Source organism: Streptomyces flavusporus (assembly GCF_046267975.1).
GTDB lineage: Bacteria > Actinomycetota > Actinomycetes > Streptomycetales > Streptomycetaceae > Streptomyces > Streptomyces flavusporus.
The window spans coordinates 8762049-8784649 of record NZ_CP176503.1 but is presented as its reverse complement, the minus strand read 5'-3'; the positions used below and the strand labels follow the sequence as shown (position 1 = coordinate 8784649).

21 protein-coding genes are annotated in these 22601 nt (G+C 70.8%); 11 read left to right on the top strand and 10 right to left on the bottom strand.

Features of this window, described 5'->3' with window-relative positions:
• Positions 1–12: 12 nt before the first annotated feature.
• A complete protein-coding gene (locus ACKTSN_RS41310) occupies positions 13–1815 on the bottom strand; it encodes an ABC transporter ATP-binding protein (RefSeq protein ID WP_409473747.1) in 1803 nt (600 codons plus the stop codon).
• A gap of 93 nt (positions 1816–1908) precedes the next feature.
• Here ACKTSN_RS41310 and ACKTSN_RS41305 point away from each other — a divergent pair, with 93 nt between their 5' ends.
• The gene (locus tag ACKTSN_RS41305) at positions 1909–2376 is read left to right on the top strand and encodes a MarR family winged helix-turn-helix transcriptional regulator (protein ID WP_409473746.1); all 468 of its coding nucleotides are present in this window, start codon (positions 1909–1911) and stop codon (positions 2374–2376) included.
• Between the two features lie 74 nt (positions 2377–2450).
• Here the strand turns inward: ACKTSN_RS41305 and ACKTSN_RS41300 are convergent, their stop codons facing one another.
• The gene (locus tag ACKTSN_RS41300; protein WP_409473745.1) at positions 2451–3815 is read right to left on the bottom strand and encodes a cation:dicarboxylate symporter family transporter; all 1365 of its coding nucleotides are present in this window, start codon (positions 3813–3815) and stop codon (positions 2451–2453) included.
• 435 nt (positions 3816–4250) lie between these two features.
• On the opposite strand from ACKTSN_RS41300, the gene ACKTSN_RS41295 reads away from it, so the two are divergent.
• From ACKTSN_RS41295 to ACKTSN_RS41280, 4 genes are all read left to right on the top strand, one after another.
• Positions 4251–6056, top strand: a complete 1806-nt coding sequence (locus tag ACKTSN_RS41295) for an ABC transporter ATP-binding protein (RefSeq protein WP_409473744.1) — start codon at positions 4251–4253, stop codon at positions 6054–6056.
• Entirely contained in the window at positions 6053–7870 is a 1818-nt protein-coding gene (locus tag ACKTSN_RS41290) for an ABC transporter ATP-binding protein (RefSeq protein WP_409473743.1), read from the top strand. The genes ACKTSN_RS41295 and ACKTSN_RS41290 overlap by 4 nt, the downstream gene beginning before the upstream one ends.
• 360 nt (positions 7871–8230) lie before the next feature.
• The gene (locus ACKTSN_RS41285; RefSeq protein WP_409473742.1) at positions 8231–8698 is read left to right on the top strand and encodes a DUF5709 domain-containing protein; all 468 of its coding nucleotides are present in this window, start codon (positions 8231–8233) and stop codon (positions 8696–8698) included.
• A 51-nt stretch (positions 8699–8749) separates the two neighbouring features.
• On the top strand, positions 8750–9013 hold the full coding sequence (locus ACKTSN_RS41280; protein WP_409473741.1) for a type B 50S ribosomal protein L31: 264 nt from the start codon (positions 8750–8752) through the stop codon (positions 9011–9013).
• Between the two features lie 56 nt (positions 9014–9069).
• On the opposite strand, the gene ACKTSN_RS41275 is transcribed toward ACKTSN_RS41280, so the two are convergent.
• The gene (locus ACKTSN_RS41275; protein WP_409473740.1) at positions 9070–9864 is read right to left on the bottom strand and encodes a metal-dependent hydrolase; all 795 of its coding nucleotides are present in this window, start codon (positions 9862–9864) and stop codon (positions 9070–9072) included.
• 145 nt (positions 9865–10009) lie between these two features.
• On the opposite strand from ACKTSN_RS41275, the gene ACKTSN_RS41270 reads away from it, so the two are divergent.
• Positions 10010–12523: a DEAD/DEAH box helicase gene (locus tag ACKTSN_RS41270; protein WP_409473739.1), complete on the top strand. Its 2514-nt coding sequence runs from the start codon at positions 10010–10012 to the stop codon at positions 12521–12523.
• Positions 12524–12542: 19 nt separating this feature from the next.
• Positions 12543–13409 carry an acyl-CoA thioesterase gene (locus ACKTSN_RS41265; protein ID WP_224739451.1) on the top strand — a complete coding sequence of 289 codons (867 nt, stop codon included), beginning with the start codon at positions 12543–12545 and terminating at the stop codon, positions 13407–13409.
• Between the two features lie 46 nt (positions 13410–13455).
• Here ACKTSN_RS41265 and ACKTSN_RS41260 read toward each other — a convergent pair whose 3' ends face one another.
• The gene (locus tag ACKTSN_RS41260; protein ID WP_409473738.1) at positions 13456–14337 is read right to left on the bottom strand and encodes a DUF6397 family protein; all 882 of its coding nucleotides are present in this window, start codon (positions 14335–14337) and stop codon (positions 13456–13458) included.
• A 127-nt stretch (positions 14338–14464) separates the two neighbouring features.
• Positions 14465–14875 carry a roadblock/LC7 domain-containing protein gene (locus ACKTSN_RS41255; protein ID WP_129796562.1) on the bottom strand — a complete coding sequence of 137 codons (411 nt, stop codon included), beginning with the start codon at positions 14873–14875 and terminating at the stop codon, positions 14465–14467.
• 93 nt (positions 14876–14968) lie between these two features.
• Between ACKTSN_RS41255 and ACKTSN_RS41250 the strand changes: the two genes are divergently transcribed.
• Positions 14969–15397 carry a PPOX class F420-dependent oxidoreductase gene (locus ACKTSN_RS41250; protein WP_409473737.1) on the top strand — a complete coding sequence of 143 codons (429 nt, stop codon included), beginning with the start codon at positions 14969–14971 and terminating at the stop codon, positions 15395–15397.
• Between the two features lie 21 nt (positions 15398–15418).
• Here the strand turns inward: ACKTSN_RS41250 and ACKTSN_RS41245 are convergent, their stop codons facing one another.
• From ACKTSN_RS41245 to ACKTSN_RS41225, 5 genes are all read right to left on the bottom strand, one after another.
• Positions 15419–16024 (bottom strand): GTP-binding protein, encoded by a 606-nt coding sequence (locus ACKTSN_RS41245; RefSeq protein WP_409473736.1) that lies wholly within the window; start codon positions 16022–16024, stop codon positions 15419–15421.
• A gap of 144 nt (positions 16025–16168) precedes the next feature.
• Positions 16169–16582, bottom strand: a complete 414-nt coding sequence (locus ACKTSN_RS41240; protein ID WP_409473735.1) for a DUF742 domain-containing protein — start codon at positions 16580–16582, stop codon at positions 16169–16171.
• Between the two features lie 22 nt (positions 16583–16604).
• Positions 16605–17078, bottom strand: a complete 474-nt coding sequence (locus ACKTSN_RS41235) for a roadblock/LC7 domain-containing protein (protein ID WP_409473734.1) — start codon at positions 17076–17078, stop codon at positions 16605–16607.
• A complete protein-coding gene (locus ACKTSN_RS41230) occupies positions 17075–19585 on the bottom strand; it encodes a sensor histidine kinase (RefSeq protein ID WP_409473733.1) in 2511 nt (836 codons plus the stop codon). Before ACKTSN_RS41230 ends, ACKTSN_RS41235 begins: the two co-directional genes overlap by 4 nt.
• Positions 19586–19634: 49 nt before the next feature.
• Positions 19635–20408 carry an MHYT domain-containing protein gene (locus ACKTSN_RS41225; RefSeq protein WP_409473732.1) on the bottom strand — a complete coding sequence of 258 codons (774 nt, stop codon included), beginning with the start codon at positions 20406–20408 and terminating at the stop codon, positions 19635–19637.
• Positions 20409–20560: 152 nt separating this feature from the next.
• Here ACKTSN_RS41225 and ACKTSN_RS41220 point away from each other — a divergent pair, with 152 nt between their 5' ends.
• The 3 genes from ACKTSN_RS41220 to ACKTSN_RS41210 all read left to right on the top strand — a co-directional run bounded on the left by ACKTSN_RS41220 (position 20561) and on the right by ACKTSN_RS41210 (position 22555).
• Entirely contained in the window at positions 20561–21160 is a 600-nt protein-coding gene (locus ACKTSN_RS41220; protein ID WP_409473731.1) for a class I SAM-dependent methyltransferase, read from the top strand.
• A 128-nt stretch (positions 21161–21288) separates the two neighbouring features.
• On the top strand, positions 21289–21585 hold the full coding sequence (locus ACKTSN_RS41215) for a hypothetical protein (RefSeq protein ID WP_409475047.1): 297 nt from the start codon (positions 21289–21291) through the stop codon (positions 21583–21585).
• A 136-nt stretch (positions 21586–21721) separates the two neighbouring features.
• Positions 21722–22555 carry a hypothetical protein gene (locus ACKTSN_RS41210; RefSeq protein WP_409473730.1) on the top strand — a complete coding sequence of 278 codons (834 nt, stop codon included), beginning with the start codon at positions 21722–21724 and terminating at the stop codon, positions 22553–22555.
• The last annotated feature ends 46 nt before the right edge of the window (positions 22556–22601 follow it).

The window sequence follows — 22601 nt, the reverse complement described above, 5'->3', positions numbered from 1 at the left end:
CCCGGCATATCGTCACCTTGTCGGCTCAAGTTGGGCGTCCCGGCGTACCAGCGCCGCATACCGCCCGTCGAGCTCCAACAACTCCTCGTGCGTGCCCCGTTCGACCGCGCGCCCGGCGTCCAGGACCACGATCTGGTCGGCGCCCCGAACGGTGGACAGCCGGTGGGCGATGGTGAGCGTCGTCCGGTTGGCCGACAGCGCGTCGATCGCCTCCTGGACGGCGCGTTCGGTGCGGGTGTCCAGCGCACTGGTCGCCTCGTCGAGAATCAGCACCGGCGGATCGCGCAGGATCGTACGGGCGATGGCCAGGCGCTGCTTCTCGCCGCCGGAGAAGCGGTGGCCGCGCTCACCGACCACGGTGTCGTAGCCGTCGGGCAGGGCGGCGATGTGATCGTGGATCTGGGCTGCCCGGGCCGCCGCGTGCAGCTCCTCGTCGGTGGCATCGGGTTTGGCGAAGCGGAGGTTGTCGGCGACCGAGGCGTGGAAGAGGTACGTCTCCTGGGAGACGACGCCGACCGCCCGGGCGAGGGTGTCGAAGTCCAGGTCGCGGACGTCGACGCCGTCGAGGGTGACCCGGCCGCCCGTCACGTCGTACAGCCGCGGCACCAGGTAGCCCAGCGTGGACTTGCCGGCGCCGGTCGGGCCGACGATCGCGAGGCTGCCGCCGGCCGGGACGGTGAGGTCGATGCCGTCAAGGACGGGGCCGCCCTTGCCGTCGTAGCGGAACTCGACGCCCTCGAAGCGGACTTCGCCCTTGACCTGGTCGAGACGGAGGGGGCGCTCGCGCTCGGTGATGTCGACGGGCAGGTCGAGGTACTCGAAGATGCGCTGGAAGAGGGCCAGCGAGGTCTGGATCTGGACGCCGGTGCCGAGCAGGCTGACCGCCGGGCGGAACAGGCCCTGCTGGAGGGAGACGAAGGCGACGATCGTACCGATGGAGACCTCCGGACCGCCCAGATGGAGGGCGAGGCCGGCCGTCCAGTAGATGACGGCGGGCATGGCGGCCATGACGATCGTGATGACGGCCATCCGCCAGCGGCCGGCCATGTTCGACCGCACCTCGAGGTCGACCAGCCGGTCGGACTCTTCGGCGAAGGACTTCGTCAGCGACTCCGCTCGGCCCATGGTGCGGCCCAGCAGGATGCCGCTGACCGACAGCGACTCGGTGACCGTCGCGGCCATCACGGCCATCTGCTTCTGACGCTGCGTGGTGATCTTCCGGCGTTCGTCGCCGACCCGGCGGCTGATCCACACGAACGCCGGCAGCAGGAGCAGCGAGACGACGGTCAGCCGCCAGTCGAGGGCCAGCATCGCGATGATCGTGGCGACGACGCTGGTGAAGTTGGAGACCAGGGAGGTGGCCGTGGAGGTGACGGTGGCCTGCATGCCACCGATGTCGTTGGCGATGCGGGACTGGACCTCGCCCGTGCGGGTGCGGGTGAAGAAGGCGAGCGACATGCGCTGCAACCGGCCGTAGACGGCGGTGCGCAGATCGTGCATGACGCGCTGGCCGACCGTCGTCGAGATCAGGGTCTGCAGGACACCGAAGACGCTGGACAGTACGGCGCTGAGGATCATGCCGAGGGCCAGCAGAGTGAGCAGGCCGGTCCGTCCCTGGGGAATCGCGGTGTCGAGGATCGCCTTGAGCAGGAACGGCGTGGCGACCGAGACGAGTGACGCGGCGCCGACGAGCAGGCCGACGACAAGGAGTCGGCCACGGTAGGGGCGGAAGAGTTTCAGGATGCGTCGCACCTGCCGCGGCTGCTCCTCGGAGTCGTCCGGCGGCGTCCAGGCGGGTTCGTGGTCGGGTTTCATGGGCTCCTTCAGGAGGGGGTCGGCGACGACTGGCGGAGCGTAGCTCATTGTTACCTATACTCACAATGAACGGGGTCCTGATATTGTTCCCGCATGACCACCTCCGACCCCGACGGACCGCTCGCCGAGCAGCTGCTGCGGCTCACCCGCCGGGTGCACCGGATCCAGAAACGCCATCTCCAACAGCGTGCCCTGGGCATCACCCCGGCGCAGTCCCGGCTGCTGCGCACCCTCGCGCACTACGACTCACCGCCCCGTATGGCCGACCTCGCCGAGCGGCTGGAAGTCGTGCCGCGTGCCGTGACGACGCTGGTCGACGCCCTGGAGGCGAGCGGCAAGGTCCGCAGGGTTCCCGACCCGAGCAATCGCCGGGTGATCCGGATCGACCTCACGCCCGAGGGACGCGAGGCGCTGCGCGAGCTGCACGCGGCACGCAGATCGGCCGCGGAGGAGATCCTCGCACCCCTCACGGACAAGCAGCGGGAGGTGCTCGGAGGGCTGCTGGACACGCTGGTCGACGGGGGGCCTGGCGGTGCTGACGCCGGCCAGATGCTCTCGTAGGCCCCAACACCAAGAGCCGCGCGCTGCCGCTCCCGGTTACGGAGTGGCAGCGCGCGACTCGTTGCGACGAGTGCTCAGCGGGCCTCGGACGCAGGCTCCTTGGCCGACTGCGCGGGCAGAGCCTCTTCGTGGGCGTCCGGTACGAAGACGATCTCCCCGTCCAGCACCTTCTTCGCCCGTACGGCATCCAGCGCGCCCTCCCAGCGGGACACCGCGAAGACGGCGACGCAGTTGCCGAGGAGGTTCGTCACCACGCGCATCGAGTCCATGATGCGGTCCACACCCAGCAGGAGGGCGACGGCGCCGGCGGGAATGGCGCCCAGCGAGGCGGCGGTCGCGGACAGGGCGAGGAAGGCCGAACCGGGGATGCCGGCCATGCCCTTGCTGGTCAGCATCAGCACCAGCAGCACGGTGATCTGCTGGTCCAGACCGAGATCCACACCCACGGCCTGCGCGATGAACAGGGTGCCGATGGACAGGTACAGCGAGGCGCCGTCGAGGTTGAAGGAGTAGCCCGTGGGCAGTACCAGGCCCACGGCGTCGTCGCGGGCACCTGCCTTGCGCAGCTTCTGCATCACGCGCGGCATGACGGACTCGGTGGACGCCGTGCCCAGCGCGAGCAGCATCTCCTCACGGATGTACCGGAGGAACTTCCAGAGGCTGAGCCCGGTGACCATCCGCAGGGCGACCGCGAGGAGCACGATGAAGAACGCCGCGGCCGCGTAGCACAGGACGATCAGCTTGGCGTACGTCTCGATCACGCCGAGCCCGTACTGGCCGATCAGGACGGCCATCGCGCCGAACACCGCGATCGGGGCCAGCCGCATGACGAAGCCGACGATCGCGAAGATGATCTCCTGGGCCTGCTCGATGGCCGGCAGGACCTGCGGCACCTTGGTGTGGCCGAGATACAGCAGAGCGGCGCCCACCAGGCAGGCGAGAATGAGCACTTGGAGCAGGGAGTTCTCGGCGAAGGCTCCGATGAAACTGGTGGGAAGCGCGTTCAGGACGAACTCGGTCGTCGAGGGCAGTGAACCGCCGCCCGTCTTCTCGTCGACCGCCGAGGTGTCGAGCGTGGCCGGGTCGACGTTCATCCCCGAGCCGGGCTGGACGACGTTGGCGGCGAGAAGCCCGATGAGCAGGGCGAGCGTGCTCGCGACCTCGAACCAGATCAGGGACTTGAGCCCGATCCGGCCGAATGCCTTCAAGTCACCGGCCTTGGCGATGCCGACGACCACCACGCAGAACACCAGCGGCGAGATGATTGTCTTGATGAGCCGGGTGAACCCGTCGCCGAGCGGCTGGAGATCCGCGGCCAGGCCGGGCCACAGCTTTCCGACGACGATGCCGAGCACGAGCGCGCAGGCGACCTGCGCGAAGAGAGAGGTACGCAGTATGCGTGCGACGCGTCGCGGCAGGGACGGTATGGACGGCGGCACGGGCACTCCTTGGGGACGGTGGCACACAGAAGCCGGACGGGGCTTCTGCAATGCGGAAAGCGGCTTCCGCGGCGATCACTTTGCGGGGGTTGTTGATCGCCCACGAGACCGCCGTGTTGCCACCGTGTAAATCAGGAACCGAGTGACGCATCGCACACAACTCGCTTCAACAGCCGCGGCGGTCCTCGCATCGCCGGTGTGCCACGGCGAGTCGGGCGCGCCCGCAATGAGGCCTCGGTGACGGGAGGCGCACGAGGTGAGTCCCGCGGTAGCCGGATCTGTGCGCTGCCGCGGAAAACCGGTTGCCTTCGACCACGTTGTGACGCGAACCTTTCACGGCCTGTTTCCCCCGTGCACGGTCCTTTCCGTTCGCATCCGCACCCCTTCACCAACCGCCATCCCTTCCGCCAACCTGACACGAGCCACTGGGACGTCATGCAGATCCAAGACCTTCCGTATCCCGACCCAGGTGTGCCGGACGCGCGCTCGGGACCGCGGTTCCTGTGGTGGCTCGGCCGGAATCAGCTGCGTGGACAGTTCAGATCGCTGGCCTGGGGACTGCTCCACTTCGTGTCGGTCTCCGCGTTGCCGTTCTGTGTGGGCTTCGCCGTCCAGGCCGTGGTCGACCGATCCGGCTCCCGGCTCGCCCTCGCAGGCGGTCTGATGGCGCTGGCCTGCGCCGGCAACGCGATCGGCGACACCTTCCTGCATCGCGCCGCCGTCACCAACTGGATCACGGCGGCCGCCCGCGTCCAGCAACTCCTGGCCCGCAAGGCCGCACTGCTGGGCTCCGCACTGACCCGGCGCGTCGCGGCGGGCGAGGTGGTGGCCGTCTCCACGGGTGACGTCGAGAAGATCGGCTGGTTCGTGGAGGCCATGTCACGCTTCACCGCCGCGGCCGTCAGCATCGTGCTCGTCTGCGTCGGCCTGGTCGTCTACCAGCCGGCCCTCGGCGTGGTCGTCGCCGTGGGCCTGCCCGTCCTCGCGGTGGCGGTGCTGCCGCTGCTGCCCCGCGCGACCCGCCGCGCCGACTTCCAGCGCGAGAAGGCGGGACGGGCCACCGAGCTGGCCTCGGACACCGTCGCCGGGCTGCGTGTCCTGCGCGGCATCGGCGGCGAGGAACTGTTCCTCGACCGCTACCGCCGCGCATCCCAGGAGGTCCGCCACGCGGCCGTGCGCAGCGCCCGGATGTGGTCACTGATCTCGGCCATCCAGGTACTGCTGCCGGGGCTGCTGCTGATCGCGGTCGTCTGGTACGGCGTGCACCTGGCCCGCCACGGCCGGATCACCGTCGGTGAACTCGTCACCGTCTACAGCTCCGTCATGATCCTCACGTATCCGTTGCGGCACTTCGAGGAAATCGCGATGGCCTACTCCTTCTCGCGGCCTTCGGCCCGGCGGGCGGCGCGGGTTCTGGCCCTGGAGCGGGTCACGTCCGCCGAGGGGTCGCGCGAGGCCGATCTGCCCTCGGGCGACCTGTACGACCCGGCGAGCGGTCTGCTCGCGCCGGCCGGCCGGCTCACCGCCGTGGTGTGCGGCGACCCGGACGCGGCGGGCCGACTGGCGGAACGCCTCGGCGGACACCCCACGGAGGCGGGCGCATCGGCGCTGCTCGGCGGCGTCCCGCTGGACGAGCTGCCGCTCGACAGTGCTCGGACGGCCGTGCTGGTGCAGGACAAGGATCCGGTGCTTCTGTCGGGCTCGCTGCGCGAACTGCTCGACGTGCCCGCCTCGGGAGACGTCGGCGCCGAGGAGGCACTGGCGGCCGCGCAGTGCGGGGACGTGCTGACGGCACTCGTACAGGGCTCGCTCGACACCGAGGACCCGATGGACGCCCGTATCACCGAACGCGGACGGTCCCTCTCCGGCGGCCAGCGCCAGCGGCTCGCACTGGCACGGTCGCTCATCACCGACCCGGAGGTGCTCGTCCTGGACGAACCGACCTCCGCCGTCGACTCCCACACCGAGGCCCGGATCGCGGAAGGCGTGCGCAGTCTGCGAGCAGGCCGCACCACGGTCGTCTTCACCTCCTCGCCGCTGCTCCTGGACCGGGCCGACCGGGTGGTGCTCGTGCACGAGGGCGAGGTGGCGGCGGTGGGCGTGCACCGGGAGCTGGTGCACAAGGAGCCCCGGTACCGGGCCGTGGTGACCCGCGAGACCGAGGACGAGGCCGCCCTGAGCAGCGCGCTGGACAAGCTGGATGAACTGGATGAGCTGGACGAGATCGAGGAGACCGCATGATCGGCGTGGCGCCACCGGCCTACGACCCGGCAGCCCCGACGACGGCGAACACCCTGCCCGTCGGCGCCACTGCGACCGTACGCGCCTACGTGGCCGAACTGTTCCGTCGGCACCGCCGTGCCTTCCTGCTCCTCATCACCGTCAACACCGTCGCCGTGGTCGCCTCGATGGCGGGCCCCTACCTGCTGGGCGGGCTCGTCGAGCGGGTGTCGGACGAGGCTCGTGAGCTGCACCTCGGCCTCACGGTGACACTGTTCGTGCTGGCGCTGGTCGTGCAGGCCGTGTTCGTCCGCGAGGTGCGGCTGCGGGGCGCGATGCTCGGCGAGCGGATGCTGGCTGATCTGCGCGAGGACTTCCTCGTGCGGTCGGTCGGGCTGCCGCCGGGTGTCCTGGAGCGGGCCGGCACGGGCGACCTGCTGTCCCGGATCACGACCGACATCGACCGGCTCGCCAACGCCATGCGCGAGGCCGTGCCCCAGCTGGCGATCGGCGTTGTGTGGGTGTGCCTGCTGCTGGGCGGGCTGGTCGTCACGGCACCTCCGCTGGCGGGCGCCGTGCTGCTGGCACTGCCGCTGCTGGTGGTCGGCTGCCGCTGGTACTTCCGGCGGGCGCCGGCCGCCTACCGCTCGGAGGCCGCCGGGTACGCGGCCGTCGCCGCCGCCCTCGCCGAGACCGTGGACGCCGGGCGCACTGTCGAGGCGCACCGCCTCGGCGCCGACCGGGTTCAGCTGTCGGACCGGCGGATAAGGGAGTGGACGGCCTGGGAGCGCTACACGCTCTGGCTCCGGTCGGTGCTGTTCCCGGTCATCAACATCACGCACGTGACGGTGCTCGCCTCGGTCCTCATGGTCGGCGGGGTCTTCGTGCTCCAGGGCTGGCTCGGGGTCGGCCAGCTGACGACGGGTGCGTTGATCGCGCAGATGCTCGTCGACCCGGTGGGCCTGATCCTGCGCTGGTACGACGAGCTGCAGGTCGCCCAGGTGTCGCTGGCCCGGCTGGTCGGCGTCCGGGACGTCGAGCCGGACGCCGGTGACGACCGGCTCGCTCCCGACGGGCGCGACGTGCACGCCGACCGGGTGCACTTCGGCTACCTCGATGGCGTGGACGTGCTGCGCAAGGTGTCCCTGGAGGTCGCTCCCGGCACCCGGCTGGCGCTGGTGGGTCCCTCGGGCGCCGGCAAGTCCACGCTGGGACGGCTGCTCGCCGGGATCTACGCGCCCCGGAACGGCCGGATCACCCTCGGCGGTGCGGAGCTTTCCCGCATGACCGCGGAACGCGTCCGCTCCCACGTGGCCCTCGTCAACCAGGAGCACCACGTCTTCGTGGGCTCCCTGCGCGACAACCTCCTGCTCGCCCTCCCCCACTCCCGGCTTCGTTCGAGCGAGGGGACCTCGGCCGACGCCGTCGATGCCGAGCTGTGGGCGGCGCTCGGGGCGGTCGACGCGGACGGGTGGGCGCGTGCGCTGGACGACGGTCTGGACACCGAGGTCGGTTCGGGCGGGCTGGCGCTCACTCCGGCCCAGGCCCAGCAGATCGCGCTGGCCCGGTTGGTGCTGGCCGACCCGCACACACTCGTCCTGGACGAGGCGACCTCTCTGCTCGACCCACGCGCGGCACGTCACCTGGAACGGTCCCTGGCCCGCGTCCTCGACGGGCGCACGGTCGTCGCCATCGCCCACCGGCTGCACACCGCCCACGACGCGGACGTGATCGCCGTTGTCGAAGACGGTCGGATCAGCGAGCTGGGCAGCCACAACGAGCTGGTCGCGGCCGACGGGGCGTACGCAGCGCTGTGGCGCTCGTGGCATGGGTGAGGGACTCGTGCTGCCGCCAGGCCACGGCACTACAGGAGGCGACCCCAGGCCGGGCCCTGTGACTGCGGTGGATCGCCCGAGGCCGGGCCCACGTGGCCACGATGGTCGTCCCGAGCGACACCCCGGGGCCACGGTGGTCCACCCCAGGTCATGGCCTGTGCATGTGGCGGACCACACCGAGCCGGGGCCCGTGCCGTTGCGCTCGGGCGAAGAGGGGTGGAAGGCTGGATAGCGGCGCAGGCTCGGGGAGCGCCCGCAAACCCCGCGGGATCGCGTCGGGCGCAGTCTGTGTCCCCCGTACGGGCGGCCCGAGGCCGACCGTGGTGGGAACGGCTCCGTCTTCACCACCTGGAGGTACCTGTGAACAGCGCCGACGGATGGGGGGACGACGTCTACCAGCCCGACGGATCCGAGATTCAGGAGGACTCGGGGCTGCTCGACGCGGAGGACACCCTGGAGAACGACGGTGTCAGCGATCCCCTGGACCGTGGCTGGTCCCCTCCGGAGCGGCCGTGGGCAGTGGAGCGCGCGGATGTGACGGCGGCCGAGCGCCAACGGGGCGAGACGCTGGACCAGCGGCTCGGCGAGGAACTGCCCGATCCGGCCGTACCCGACGGTGACGGCATCGGCGACCGCGACACCGACGGCGAACTCCTGGACAACGAGGTCGGCGCCGTCCGCTCCGGCCGTCTCGTGGCCCCCGACGAGGGAGCGCACGAGGACGAGGAGAGCGCGCTGATCGCCTCGGACGTCGGAATCGACGGCGCGGCCGCCTCCGCCGAGGAGGCCGCGATGCACATCGTCGACGAGGACGCCCTCTCCGGCTGACCCGCGCCCCACCTGCCCGATGCCCTCAGCACCGCCGTACCAGGAGCAGCCATGCAGCAGGAAAAGCACCCCGACTACCACCCCGTCGTCTTCCGCGACCGCGCTGCCGGCTACGCGTTCCTGACCCGCTCCACCGCGACCAGCGACCAGACGATCGAGTGGGACGACGGCGAGACCTACCCGGTGGTGGACGTGGAGATCTCCTCCGAGAGCCACCCGTTCTACACCGGCAAGGCCCGCACGGTGGACACGGAGGGCCGCATCGCCCGCTTCGAACGGCGGTACGGCGAGGGCTCGCGGCAGGGTTCCGACTGAGGCAGAGACGGAGGCCGGCCGGCCGACACCCGACCCGGCCGGGACGGCGCCGTGCCTCAGATGACGTTGAGCGCGGCGGCGCCGCCCACTCCCCCGAGCAGCATGAACGCCGGCATCAGCACCTTGAGCTCCACCCAGCTGCCCGCCCGGAACCGCATGCCCTTCGGCGGCCCGATCGGGTACCAGCGCTTGCGGCCCACCGGAATCGGCCACAGGATCGGGCAGCCCGAGACGGTGAGCGCGTCCCCGATGTCGTGCACCAGTGCGCCGAGCACGATCGGCAGGCCCAGCCACAGGTACTCCTGGCCCGGCGCCGTGAACAGCCAGTCCGCGCCGTTGCCCGGCTTGTCCAGCACGCCGGCGAGAATCCAGGCGCTCGTTGCGGCCAGCAGCCACACCAGGACGTCGCTGCTGGAACCCCGGGCCGCCCGCCACAGCAACCCCTCGATGGCCAGCACCATGTGCACGAAGAGGATCGCCAGCACCGCCCAGCGTCCGCCGGTGATCGCCAGGACCGAGGTGCCCGCGCCGATCAGGACCGCCCACAGCCAGGTGTGGGTGAGCGTGCGGTGGCCGCCGGAGCGGCGTGGATCGCCCTGCTTCCTGGTGGCCTTGTAGACGGCGTAGGAGAGCTTGTCGACGATCTCGCACACCCAACGCGAGATCGGCCCGAAGGCGCGTGAGATGGTGGCGGCCTTGTGGTCGAGGTCGGGGGCGAGCGCGGCGCCGGCGCAGATCAGTGCGCCGCACAACAGGACCGGCCAGGGCATCGGGCGTCCGGCCGCGGCGGCGGCCGCACCGACACCGAGCCAGGCTGCGGCCCCCGAAAGAGAGTGTGCTGGTCCCATCATCGCCGTAGCCCGCCCCGTTCCTTGTGTGCCGCTGTCCAGTTGACCTTGTGCGCCGACGTCGTGTCGGCGACACAGCGTAGCGTTCGCGATCTTCGTGCGGGCATCCGATTCCCTGATCGGGCGAGAGGCCAGGCAAGATGGGGGCGTGACCCTCATCGATCAGCTGCCGCAGACTGCCGACCCCGACGCCCTCTACGAAGCCTTCGAGTCGTGGGCCCAGGAGCGCGGTCTCACGCTCTACCCCCACCAGGAGGAGGCGCTGATCGAGGTGGTCTCCGGCGCGAACGTGATCGTGTCGACCCCCACCGGCTCCGGTAAGAGCATGATCGCCGCGGGCGCTCACTTCGCCGCGCTGGCCCGGGACGAGGTCACCTTCTACACGGCTCCGATCAAGGCACTCGTCTCGGAGAAGTTCTTCGAACTGTGCAAGCTGTTCGGCACCGAGAACGTCGGCATGCTCACCGGTGACGCGTCGGTCAACGCCGACGCCCCGGTCATCTGCTGCACTGCCGAGGTGCTCGCGTCGATAGCGCTGCGCGACGGCAAGGACGCGGACATCGGCCAGGTCGTCATGGACGAGTTCCACTTCTACGCGGAGCCGGACCGCGGCTGGGCGTGGCAGATCCCCCTGCTCGAGCTGCCGCAGGCACAGTTCATCCTCATGTCGGCCACGCTCGGCGACGTCTCGATGTTCGAGAAGGACCTCACCCGACGCACCGGCCGCCCGACCGCGGTGGTCCGCTCGGCGACCCGTCCTGTGCCGCTCTCCTACGCCTACCGGCGCACCCCGCTGACGGAGACGCTGACCGAACTGCTGGAGACCAAGCAGGCTCCCGTCTACATCGTGCACTTCACTCAGGCCCAGGCCGTGGAGCGTGCGCAGGCACTGATGAGCATCAACATGTGCTCGCGCGAGGAGAAGGAGCAGATCGCCGAGCTGATCGGCAACTTCCGCTTCACCACCAAGTTCGGGCGCAATCTCTCCCGATACGTCCGGCACGGCATCGGCGTGCATCACGCCGGCATGCTGCCCAAGTACCGCCGCCTGGTGGAGAAGCTGGCGCAGGCCGGTCTGCTGAAGGTCATCTGCGGCACCGATACCCTCGGCGTCGGTGTCAACGTGCCCATTCGGACCGTGCTGTTCACGGCTCTGACGAAGTACGACGGCAGCCGCGTGCGCACGCTGCGCGCGCGTGAGTTCCACCAGATCGCGGGGCGTGCCGGGCGTGCCGGCTTCGACACGGCGGGCTTTGTCGTCGCCCAGGCTCCGGAGCACGTGATCGAGAACGAGAAGGCGCTGGCCAAGGCGGGCGACGATCCCAAGAAGCGCCGGAAGGTCGTCCGCAAGAAGGCGCCCGAGGGCTTCGTCGCCTGGAGCGAGGACACCTTCGACAAACTCATCGCCTCCGAGCCGGAGCCGCTGACGTCCCGCTTCCGGGTGACGCACACGATGCTGCTGTCGGTGATCGCCCGGCCGGGCAACGCGTTCAAGGCGATGCGGCACCTCCTGGAGGACAACCACGAGCCGCGCAAGCAGCAGGTGCGGCACATCCGGCGCGCGATCGCCATCTACCGCTCGCTGCTGGACGGCGGCATCGTCGAGAAACTGGACGAGCCGGACGCCGAGGGTCGCATCGTCCGGCTCACCGTGGATCTGCAGCAGGACTTCGCGCTGAACCAGCCGCTGTCGACCTTCGCTCTGGCCGCCTTCGAGCTGCTGGACCCCGAATCGCCCTCGTACGCCCTGGACATGGTGTCCGTCGTCGAGTCGACGCTTGACGACCCGCGGCAGATCCTCGTCGCCCAGCAGAACAAGGCGCGGGGCGAGGCCGTCGCCGCCATGAAGGCGGACGGCGTCGAGTACGAGGAGCGCATGGAGCGCCTCCAGGACATCACCTACCCCAAGCCCCTGGAGGAGCTGCTCTTCCACGCGTACAACACGTACCGCAAGAGCCACCCGTGGGTCGGCGACCATCCGCTGTCGCCGAAGTCCGTCATCCGGGACATGTACGAACGGGCGCTGTCCTTCACGGAGTTGGTCTCCCACTACGAGCTGGCCCGTACTGAGGGCATCGTGCTGCGCTACCTGGCCAGCGCCTACAAGACCCTCGAGCACACCATCCTGGACGATCTCAAGTCCGAGGACCTGCAGGATCTGATCGAGTGGCTCGGCGAGATGGTGCGTCAGGTCGACTCCAGCCTGCTGGACGAGTGGGAGCAGCTCGCCAACCCGGAGGAGATGACCGCCGAGGAGGCGCAGGAGAAGGCCGACCAGGTCAAGCCGGTCACCTCGAACGCGCGCGCCTTCCGCGTCCTCGTCCGCAACGCCATGTTCCGCCGTGTCGAGCTCGCCGCCCTCGACCAGGTCGAGGAGCTGGGCGAGATGGACGCCGAGTCCGGATGGGACGCCGACGCCTGGGGCGAGGCGATGGACAAGTACTGGGACGAGTACGACAGCCTCGGCACCGGTCCGGACGCCCGGGGTCCCAAGCTGCTGCTGATCGAGGAGGAGCCGGAGAACGGGCTGTGGCGCGTCCGGCAGATCTTCGACGACCCGAACAGCGATCACGACTGGGGCATCAGCGCCGAGATCGACCTCACGGCCTCCGACGCCGAGGGCCGTGCCGTGGTCCGCGTCACCGACGTCGGACAGCTGTGAGCACAGGAGAAGGACATCCATGACAAACCCGGCCGAGAGGCTCGTCGATCTGCTCGACCTGGAACAGATCGAGGTCAACATCTTCCGTGGCCGCAGCCCCCAGGAGTCCCTGCAGCGTGTCTTCGGCGGCCAGGTGGCCGGCCAGGCGCTGGTCGCCGCCGGGCGCACCACGGAGGGCGACCGCCCGGTGCACTCGCTGCACGCGTACTTCCTGCGCCCGGGCCGGCCGGGCGTGCCGATCGTGTACCAGGTCGAACGGGTCAGGGACGGGCGGTCGTTCACGACCCGCAGGGTCACCGCCGTACAGCAGGGCCGCACGATCTTCAATCTCACCGCCTCCTTTCACAAGCCTGAGGTTGGGAGCTTCGAGCACCAGCTGCCGCCGGCGCGTGAGGTGCCGGACCCGGAGTCCCTGCCGTCGGTCGTGGACGAGGTCCGGGAGCATCTGGGCGCGCTGCCGGAGCAGTTGGAGCGGATGGCGCGCCGTCAGCCCTTCGACATCCGGTATGTGGACCGGCTGCGCTGGACGCCCGAGGATGTCAAGGGCGCCGAGCCGCGCAGTGCGGTGTGGATGCGCGCGGTCGGACCGCTCGGCGACGACCCGCTGGTGCACACCTGCGCGTTGACGTACGCCAGCGACATGACCCTGCTGGACGCGGTCCGCATCCCGGTCGAACCGCTGTGGGGGCCGCGGGGGTTCGACATGGCGTCGCTGGACCACGCGATGTGGTTCCACCGGCCGTTCCGCGCGGACGAGTGGTTCCTGTACGACCAGGAGTCCCCCATCGCGACGGGCGGGCGCGGGCTCGCGCGCGGGCGGATCTACGACCTTCAGGGGCGGCTGCTGGTGTCCGTCGTCCAAGAGGGGCTTTTCAGGGCGCTGTAGGGAAACGTCCAGCCGTCCCGGGAAGGGCTGTTCAGGGCGCTGTGAGTCAGGCGCTTCTGCGGCGCAGCCAGCCCAGCAGGCGGTGGGTTCGCTCCGGCTCGGACGGGTGTGCATCGTGCTGTGGTGCCGGCGGCGCCTGCCGGGGTGCGGGGCGGGGCGCGGACCGGTGCTCGCGCGCCTCGTCCAGGGTTTGTGCCAGGTCCGCCCGCAGCCAGCCGATCTCGTCCGGGTCACCCGCCGTCATGATCCGCTCGGCGAGCAGCGCGGTCGGTGAACCGGGGGCGCCATGGTTCGGTGGCCCCGGTCGGAACCGGTTGAGGTGGGCGCGCTCGTAGGGGTCCTTGGCGATGTCCGCGATCTGGACGGGATCGAGCAGGGCGGCCAGGGCCCCGGCGCGCTGCCACGGGTCCTCGGCCTGGCGCAGCAGGAACCCCAGATGCCGTCCCCGCCAGTTGCGGGGGCGGAGGTCCAGTCCGGTGTCCAACTGCTCCCGCAGTCCTTCGGGCATACGCCCCTTCACCAGGTGGGCGTTCTTCTCGTCGGTCGCGAACTGCCGGATTTCATCGGCAAGATACAGCCACACGAGCGCCCGATAGCGGTTCAGGTAGAAGTAGACCGGCACCACCAGCCCCAGACGGGCGAGGCGCGTGAACCTCTCCTTCGTCACCTCCATGATGGCTGCGGCTTCCCCGGTACCCACGGCCCGCACGCTCTCATGGAGCGACCGGGGAAACCCGTCCTCCGCGCGCAGCCGGTCGATCTCGACGGGCGCCACGCGACGCCCTCCCCCGCCTTCGTCGGGCACGGTGCGGATGCGACCCAGGTGCACGGCCAGATCGAACTCGCGCCGCTTGAGGCCCAGTTCGCGAGCCGCGCGGCTCGGCGTGTACGTCACGCGGTCCGGTGTCGTGATGGTGTTGCCTGACATGGTCCGTCTCCCCCGTGGAGTCATCTGCTCACGCTGTGTGCGCTCGCCGTGACACAAACCGTAGCCGGTCGCACGGATCTCGTGACCGGCCTGTGGATAACTCCACAGGGGTTGAAGAACCCGCAGGTCAGGGGTCCAGTCGGGTCCGCTCGGGCTGGCGGGCGTCCACGCCGAGGTGCTCGCCGACCCGGTTGACGAGCAGCGTCATCTCGTAGGCGATCTGACCGATGTCGGCCTCCGCGGCGCTGAGCACGCACAGGCAGCTGCCGCTGCCCGCCGCCGTGACGAAGAGCACCGCATCATCGAACTCCACCATTGTCTGGCGCACTTGTCCGGCGCCGAAGTGACGTCCCGATCCCTTGGCCAGGCTGTGCAGTCCGGACGCGACGGCGGCGAGGTGCTCGGCGTCCTCGCGTCGTAGCCCGGTACTCGCTCCCGTCACCAGCCCGTCGTTGGACAGGACCAGGGCGTGCCGCACATGTTCGACACGCTCGGTCAGATCGTCCAGTAGCCAGCCAAGTCCCTGGTTGTGCGCCATGATTCGGTCTCCCCGTGTGATGACTCCCCCTGGCCGGAGGATCTCTCCGCCAGCCTTCCCCACGACCGGCGCGCGGGCAAGGAACATGGGGGCATGGCAGAGAAGATGACCGGCAAGGAATGGCGGGAGTTCGTCTCGTACGGCACCCGCACCGGCAAGCTGTCGACGGTCCGGGCCGACGGGAGCCCGCATGTGACGCCGATCTGGTTCCTGCTCGACGGAGACGAGGTGGTGTTCAACACGGGCAAGGGGAGTGTGAAGGGGCGCAATCTGGCGCGGGACGGCCGGGTCGCCCTCTGCGTGGACGACGACCGGCCGCCGTTCGACTACGTGGTGCTGCAGGGCCGCGCCCGTCTTTCTGAGGACCTCGACGAGCTCCGGCTCTGGGCCACGCGTATCGGTGCGCGGTACATGGGTGAGGAGCGTGCCGAGGAGTTCGGTGCCCGCAACGGTGTGCCGGGCGAACTCCTCGTCCGCGTCACGATCGACAAGGTCGTGGCGCAGAAGGCCGTGGCCGACTGAAGCCCCCGTCAGGTAAGGCGGTCATCCCACGGAGTCGAGCAGCCGGGCGGTGTGCATCCGTCCGGCGTACTCGACGAGTCGGATCAGGACCTCCTTTCCCGAGTCGCGATCGCGGGCGTCGCAGAGCACGACGGGCGTGCCCTGGTCGAGGTCGAGGGCGCGGGAGACATCCTGGGCGCCGTAGGTCCGGGCCCCCGCGAAGCAGTTGACGGCCACCACGAACGGGATGTGCCGGTGCTCGAAGTAGTCCACCGCCGGGAAGCAGTCCTCGAGGCGACGGGTGTCGGCCAGCACCACAGCTCCGAGGGCTCCCTGCGACAGCTCGTCCCACAGGAACCAGAAGCGGTCCTGGCCGGGCGTGCCGAACAGGTAGAGGGAGAGGCCGGACCGGATCGTGATGCGGCCGAAGTCCATGGCGACGGTCGTCGTGACCTTCTGGTCCACGCCGTCAGTGTCGTCCACCAACTGGCCCGCCTCGCTGAGCAGTTCCTCGGTGCGCAGCGGCCTGATCTCACTGACCGCACCCACCAGGGTGGTCTTGCCCACGCCGAATCCGCCGGCGACCAGTATCTTCAGCGCCAGGGCGGCCGTCTCGCCACCTGTGGCGTCCAAGGCCTCGGAGATCATCGATCACTTCTCTCGGGAGTGCCGGCAGGGATGGACGTCGGTACGTGCGTGCCGTGCCCCGGCACGTCGTCCGCGCACGGCTTCGGTGCATGGGAGCGAAGTCAGCATGAGGTGGTGCGGGTCCGGGGTGTTCTGAACGTTCATCTACAGCGCCCGCAGTCCTTCGATGACCTCGCGCAGAATCCGTTCGTCGGGCAGCTGCGCGGGCGGCACCGGACGGCTGACCGTGACGCAGCCGAGCTCCAGGAGGTCGCCGAGGAGGACCCGGACGACGCCGACGGGGAGATCGGCGTCCGCGGCCAGCTCGGCGACCGACTGGGTTTCCGTGCGGCACAGCTCGATCAGGGTGCGGTGCTCCGGCCCGAGCGCGATGTCGTCGTCGATGTCCGGAGCGCCCGGGTCGAGTGTGACCAGGGCGATCAGGTCGAACCGCACTCCGATGGGGCCGGGCTTGGTGCGGCCTCCCGTCATGGCGTACGGGCGGACCAGCGGGCCGGCCTCGCTGTCGTACCACTGGCTGCCCTGCTGGTGCGGGGTGCCCTGGATGTCCTCGGTCATGGCTGTGGGCCGCCTTCTCGCCTCATCCGGCGGCGGGCGGCCGCGCGCCGACGCGCGGCGCCGTGTAGAGATGCTCACCGACGCGCTTGACCAGCCGTGCCATCTCGTACGCCACCAGGCCGATGTCGGCGGTCACTGCGGTGAGGACAGCGAGGCAGGAGCCGTCGCCGGCCGCGGCCACGAACAGGAAGGCGTCGTCCATCTCCACCATGGTCTGGCGCACACCGCCGGCGCCGAAGTGCCGGCCCGCCCCCTTGGCCAGGCTGTGGAAGCCGGAGGCGACCGCGGCGAGGTGTTCCGCGTCCTCGCGGCCGAGGTCGGTGGAGGCGCCCACCGCGAGCCCGTCGTTGGAGAGCACCACGGCGTGCCGTACTTCGTGCACACGCAGTACCAAGTCGTCCAGCAGCCAGTCGAGTTCGCCGGACCTCCCCCACTCTCGGCTTCGCTCGAGCGGGGGGACCCCCCCGGCGGCTCTCATGCTCGGGTCCTGGATCATGCGGGGTCTCCTTCACTGCTGTCGCTGCGGCCTGCGGGATCCGGTGCGGCACCGCGGCCGGGTCGCCGGCCGCCACCGCGCGCCCATCCGTCGCGATAGGCCGCCATCCGGTCCCGTACGAGTTCGGGGGTACGCCGGTCGTCGTTCCGGGGGTCGGACGGCTGCGCCGTGTCCTCGGGGCGCCGGTCGCGCAGTTGGGGTGCGAGGTTCGCCTGCCGTACGCGGCGTGGGAGGTCTTCCGAGCCTTCGGAGTTGTCCGTGGGCCGGTGCAGGCGCAGGGTGGCCACTCCGGGGGGCGGGGTTTCGGGGCCGGTCTCCGTCGCCGCCGGGACCGGAGCCACGAGGGCGGGCCGGTCGGCCGTCCGGGGGACGGCCTCCTGATGCCGGGGGCCGCCGGGCACGCGCGCGTACTCGGGTTCCGTTTCCACCGTCTTGTTGGGGGAACGTTCCGGCGCGCCGCTGTGCAGCAGGGCCGTGGGCAGCAGGACGACCGCCGTGGTGCCGCCGTAGGGCGAGGTGCGCAGGTGCACCTTGATGTCGTGCCGTGCCGCGAGCCTGCTGACCACGAACAGGCCGAGCCGGTCACTGTCGAACAGGTCCAGGGCCTCGGACTGGGCGATACGGCGGTTCGCCTCGGCTAGGGTCTCTTTGCCCATGCCCAGGCCGCGGTCCTCGACCTCGACGGCGTAGCCGTTGCCGACGGGCTCTCCGGTGATGCGCACGCGCGTGTGCGGGGGCGAGAACTGGGCGGCGTTCTCCACGATCTCGGCGAGGAGGTGCGTGAGGTCGGCGACGGCGGCGCCGATGACGGAGGCCTCGGGGAGTTGTCGTACCTCCACGCGCGCGTAGTCCTCGACTTCGGAGACGGCCGCGCGAACGACGTTCGTGAGGGGCACCGGCATGCGCCAGGCCCGGCCGGGTGCCGCGCCGGAGAGGATGATCAGGCTTTCCGCGTGGCGCCGCATGCGGGTGGTGAGGTGGTCGAGCCGGAACAGGTCGCTGAGTTCGTTCGGGTCCTCGGAGCGGCGTTCCATGCTGTCGAGGAGGCTCAGCTGGCGGTGGACGAGGACCTGGCTGCGGCGGGCGAGGTTGACGAAGACCCCTGAGATGCCGCTGGCGAGTTCGGCGCGCTCCACGGCGGCGCGCAGCGCGGCTCGGTGCACGCTGCCGAGGGCCTCGGCGACCTGGCCGGTCTCGTCCTCCGCGGGCGGCCCGGGTGGTGCCTCGGCCCGGACGTCGATCTCCTCGCCCGCGCGCAGCTTCCGCATGGCTTCGGGGAGTTTGCGGCGGGCTATCTCCAGGGCACTGTTGCGCAGACTCACCAGCTCGACGACGAGGGCACGTCCGATGCGTACGGAGATCACCAGGGACGCGGCGACGGCGGCGAGTCCGAGGAGGACGGCGGCGCCTGCGGGAGTGAGCAGTCCGCGGGTGAACGGGTCGGCCCGGTCCGCGACACCACGGGCGGCGTCCTGTTCGATCGTGCGCATGCCGCCCTGTACGCGTGCGTGTGCCCGCTCCCAGTCGGCTTCGGGTGCGGCCTCGATCGCCCGGGCGCCCGGGCCGACGGTCAGGACCTCGTCCTCGAGGGTGCCTAGGGCGGCGTAGTCACCGCCGTCGGCGAGGTTTCGCCAGGCGGCGCGTTCGTCACCACGCAGGTCGGCGACGGCGGACTCGGTCAGGGCGCGGCGGGTGTCGACGGCGCCGGTGAACAGGCGCAGCCGCTCGCCGCCCAGGCCACCCGCGAGGCGCGCGCTGGTGAGCAGCACGTCCTCCTGGGCCAGGGCCTCCCCCGCGCGGGAGAATTCGAGCAGTACGCGCGCGTCGGAGCCGAGTCCGGCGTCCTGGATGCCAGTGAGCGCGCCGCCCACGCCGAAGGCCGTGGAAATGGTCTTCGTGTAGCGGTCGTACGTCTCGTCCCATCCGGCGCGCCGGTCGAGCACCGCGGTCCGCAGCGGGCGCAGTTGCTCGGCGCCGGTGACGAAGGCGTCGAGCCGCTGGGCCACTCCCGGGGGCAGCTCCTGGCCGTCCGCGACGGTGCTGCGGTCGCCGAGCCGCAGTTCCGCCACTGCCCGGTCCGTGCGCTGCGCGAGCTGCTTGAGGTCGCCGCCCTGTCCGGCGGAAGGGTCGGTCGCATGGCGTACGGCGGCGGCGCGCTCGGCCTGGAGTGCGGCCACCGCGGCCGCGACGGGGGCCCGTACCTCGGAGTCCACGCGCTGCAACTGCCGCAGCCGGGAGACGTCCTGGACGGTGGTGACGGTCGCGTACGCCCACAGGGCCAGCAGCGACACGACGGGCACCATCAACAGGCAGACGATCTTGGCGCGGACGGTGCGCGGTCGGATGCGCCAGTGGTCCGCGCGCGGGGACCCGTCCTCCGGCGCCGCATCGGTGGCCTCGTCCGGGCCCTCGTCCGCCGGTGGTCCGGCGTGCGCGCGGCGGCCGCGTACGGGGGGTATGGGCGGCGTCTGGGCGCCTGACGTGGGGGTCCTACGGGGTGTACGCATGGCCTCCTCGCTCGGAAGGGTTCGGGGGCGTGCCGGTGCGCATGCGCCGTCAGCGGGCGACGCTCTCGACGGGCCGCTGGGCCGACGCGGATGCCTCGCGCTCCCCCGCCGTCGGCGACAGCGCCACGAAGGCCGAGGTCAGGAAGAGGTAGGACCCGAGGCCGACGGCGAGGGGGAAGACGAACTGCATCGTCGTGGCCCCGGGCAGAACCTCGCCGGAGGGGGTGACCTGCACGCGTACCGCGAACATCCCGGTGTAGTGCATGCTGCTCACCGCCGCTCCCATGACGAGGGAGGCGACGGTGACCGCGACGGGCGACTTGATGTTGAGCGCCGCCCACAGGGCCGCTGTCGCCGCGACGACGGCGATCACGACGGAGAGGGCGACGAGCATCGGGTCGTACGTCACGTCACCGTGCAGTCGGACCGCCGCCATGCCCAGGTAGTGCATGCTCGCGACCCCCAGCCCGGTGGTGAGACCGCCGAGGAGCAGGGCACGGGTCCGGTCGCGGCCGTAGCCGACGGCGAAGACGCCGGCGCTGACCACGATCATGGCCACGAGAAGGCTGAGGACGGTCAGCGGTACGTCGTAGCGGATCTCGGTGCCGTTGACGCTGAAGCCGAGCATGGCCACGAAGTGCATGGTCCAGATGCCCGTGCCGATGGCCGAGGCGGCCGTGACGAGCCAGTTGCGGCGTGAACGCCCCGTGGCGCCGAGCGCGCGGACGGTGCAGCGGAGCCCGAGTGCGGCGCCTATGCAGGCCATCGCGTACGACAGCACGGGAGTCAGCCAGCCGAAGGTGGCGTGGTCCAGGTGTCCCATGGCCCCGGGACGCTAGTCGGGGCACGGGCGCACAAAGGGGGCGCATTTCGAAAGCTGTTGGAATATGACGCAGAAATGTACCTGAACGATCGCGTCCAGCTCGAACATGTGCGCCGACGCGTCATCCGTGACGGTGAGGGATCATGCGGAATATGAACGACGACCGCACGCACGTCCAGGATTTCTTCGCCACCCGCGCGGCCGACTGGGACAGCCGGTTCCCCGACGACGGCCCCGCCTACGCGGCGGCGGTGGCCGAGCTCGGTCTTCACGAGGGCGATCGTGTCCTCGATGCCGGCTGCGGCACCGGACGTGCCCTGCCGCCCCTGCGGGCGGCCGTGGGGCCCTCCGGAGTGGTCCTCGGCGCCGATCTGACGCCCGCCATGCTCGAAGCCGCCGTACGGGCCGGACGGGACCGCGACGGGCGGCTGCTGCTCGCGGACGTGGCCGCGCTGCCGTTGCGCGCCCGGTCGCTCGACGCGGTGTTCGCGGCGGGCCTGATCGCCCACTTGCCCGACCCGGCCGAGAATCTGCGGGAGTTGGCGCGTGTGGTGCGCCCCGGCGGCAGACTGGCGCTCTTCCACCCGATCGGACGGGAGGCGCTCGCCGCCCGCCAGGGCCGGCAGATCACCCCGGACGACCTCCGCGCGGAGCCCAACCTGCGTGCGCTGCTGACCCGTTCGGGGTGGCGCATGACGTCGTACGTCGACGAGGATGCCCGCTTCCTGGCCCTGGCCGTCCGCGAGAGCTGACCCGTGGTCGAACGGACCGGTCCGGCCGCTCACCGCGCCGTCCCTCTTCTGTCGCCGAAGCTCCAACTCTAGGTTGAGGAGCGGCTGATGAACGATCGGCGACGCCATGGAGGGGGAAGGTGACCACAGTGTTCGACAGAGTCCGCAAGTCCTGGGCAGGATTCCGCGAGGCCTTGCGCTCGGAGCGGGACTCCGGCGGGGACAAACGTACGCACAACCTGTTCGAGGCGGCCGCCGCATACGTGTCGGCATGCGCGGAGGACGACCAGGAGCGGATCGACGAGGCTGCGGGCTGGGTGTCGCCGGAGGCGCTGTCGTTCGGGGTGAACGAGCTGGCGTGCCGGGCCGTCATCGCGCTGGCGCGGGAGCGCGACGAGTCGCCGCGGACCGTCGCCCGTGCGCTCCTGGGGCTGCCGGTGTCCTGACGTACCCGCCCAGGGCGGGCGATTCTGCCCCGACCAGCCGGATAACCGCAGCTCCGGATGGTCCGCGGAGTCGTGACAAGCTCGTCCCGGTCGCACTAGGGTGCGCGCCGTTGGACGAACTCCTGGGGAGGCTGGGATGGCCGGGACGGACGAGACCGCCGTCGCCGCCGCGGACGATGCGCTCTATGTGCTCACGGCGGTGTTGCTGACGCCGGCGCAGTTCCCGAGCGTGCTGGGCGACGACTACCCGGAGGCCTGCGCGGCGCTCGGTCTCGCGCCGCTCGCCGACGGGTACGGCCTGGTGCTCGGACAGGACGGCGACGGCGCACGGTGGACGGTCGTCACCAACGACGTGTCGCTGGTCGCCGTCGCCATCGCCTCCTGGGACTGCGGCATGGAGTACGACCTGTCGCCCGACGAGCGGTCCGTCGTCGCGGCCCTGCCCGGCTGGCCCCTGGCGGTCGCCGTGGCGGCGCCCGGCGTGCCCGAGCCGCACGATCCCGATCCCGACCCCGCGGACGGTCCCCCGCTGTGCCCCCCCGACACCAGCAACTGGGGGCCGGCCCAGCGACGGCTCGGTGCCGACGAGATCGCGCTCCAGTGGGCAATGTGGCGCGAGCAGATCGACGACGCCGAGTTCGTGACGCCGGACGGTTCCGCCGGGGCCGCGGAGGGAGGGGACGGCAAGGACGCGAGCCCGGGGCGCACCGGCATCCGGCGCGTGCTCGCCGAGGCGCGCGCGTACGTGGACACCCCGCCGCCGCTCGGCCGCGTCCGCTCGTCCTTCGCCCCGGGAGACGCACGGACGCTGCGGGCCGACGGTCCCGGTTGGTCGCTGGTGGCCAGGACCGACGACATCGCGTTCGTGCTGCTCGACGAGGTGCCCGGCGAGGTCCTGCCGGTGGGCCGGGGGCCGGAACTGCCGGGTCTGCTGGAGGCGCTCGACAAGATGGCCGTACGGCCCAGTTGATCCGGGACTGCCACCGTAGGGCCTCACACCCCTCGCTCTATTAGGG

Bases quoted from the DNA above. Each gene is read 5' to 3' on its own strand.
- ACKTSN_RS41310 (WP_409473747.1), bottom strand. From the start codon at position 1,815: ATGAAACCCGACCACGAACCCGCCTGGACGCCGCCGGACGACTCCGAG.
- ACKTSN_RS41305 (WP_409473746.1), top strand. From the start codon at position 1,909: ATGACCACCTCCGACCCCGACGGACCGCTCGCCGAGCAGCTGCTGCGG.
- ACKTSN_RS41295 (WP_409473744.1), top strand. From the start codon at position 4,251: ATGCAGATCCAAGACCTTCCGTATCCCGACCCAGGTGTGCCGGACGCG.
- ACKTSN_RS41290 (WP_409473743.1), top strand. From the start codon at position 6,053: ATGATCGGCGTGGCGCCACCGGCCTACGACCCGGCAGCCCCGACGACG.
- ACKTSN_RS41280 (WP_409473741.1), top strand. From the start codon at position 8,750: ATGCAGCAGGAAAAGCACCCCGACTACCACCCCGTCGTCTTCCGCGAC.
- ACKTSN_RS41275 (WP_409473740.1), bottom strand. From the start codon at position 9,864: ATGATGGGACCAGCACACTCTCTTTCGGGGGCCGCAGCCTGGCTCGGT.
- ACKTSN_RS41265 (WP_224739451.1), top strand. From the start codon at position 12,543: ATGACAAACCCGGCCGAGAGGCTCGTCGATCTGCTCGACCTGGAACAG.
- ACKTSN_RS41260 (WP_409473738.1), bottom strand. From the start codon at position 14,337: ATGTCAGGCAACACCATCACGACACCGGACCGCGTGACGTACACGCCG.
- ACKTSN_RS41255 (WP_129796562.1), bottom strand. From the start codon at position 14,875: ATGGCGCACAACCAGGGACTTGGCTGGCTACTGGACGATCTGACCGAG.
- ACKTSN_RS41250 (WP_409473737.1), top strand. From the start codon at position 14,969: ATGGCAGAGAAGATGACCGGCAAGGAATGGCGGGAGTTCGTCTCGTAC.
- ACKTSN_RS41245 (WP_409473736.1), bottom strand. From the start codon at position 16,024: ATGATCTCCGAGGCCTTGGACGCCACAGGTGGCGAGACGGCCGCCCTG.
- ACKTSN_RS41240 (WP_409473735.1), bottom strand. From the start codon at position 16,582: ATGACCGAGGACATCCAGGGCACCCCGCACCAGCAGGGCAGCCAGTGG.
- ACKTSN_RS41235 (WP_409473734.1), bottom strand. From the start codon at position 17,078: ATGATCCAGGACCCGAGCATGAGAGCCGCCGGGGGGGTCCCCCCGCTC.
- ACKTSN_RS41230 (WP_409473733.1), bottom strand. From the start codon at position 19,585: ATGCGTACACCCCGTAGGACCCCCACGTCAGGCGCCCAGACGCCGCCC.
- ACKTSN_RS41225 (WP_409473732.1), bottom strand. From the start codon at position 20,408: ATGGGACACCTGGACCACGCCACCTTCGGCTGGCTGACTCCCGTGCTG.
- ACKTSN_RS41220 (WP_409473731.1), top strand. From the start codon at position 20,561: ATGAACGACGACCGCACGCACGTCCAGGATTTCTTCGCCACCCGCGCG.
- ACKTSN_RS41210 (WP_409473730.1), top strand. From the start codon at position 21,722: ATGGCCGGGACGGACGAGACCGCCGTCGCCGCCGCGGACGATGCGCTC.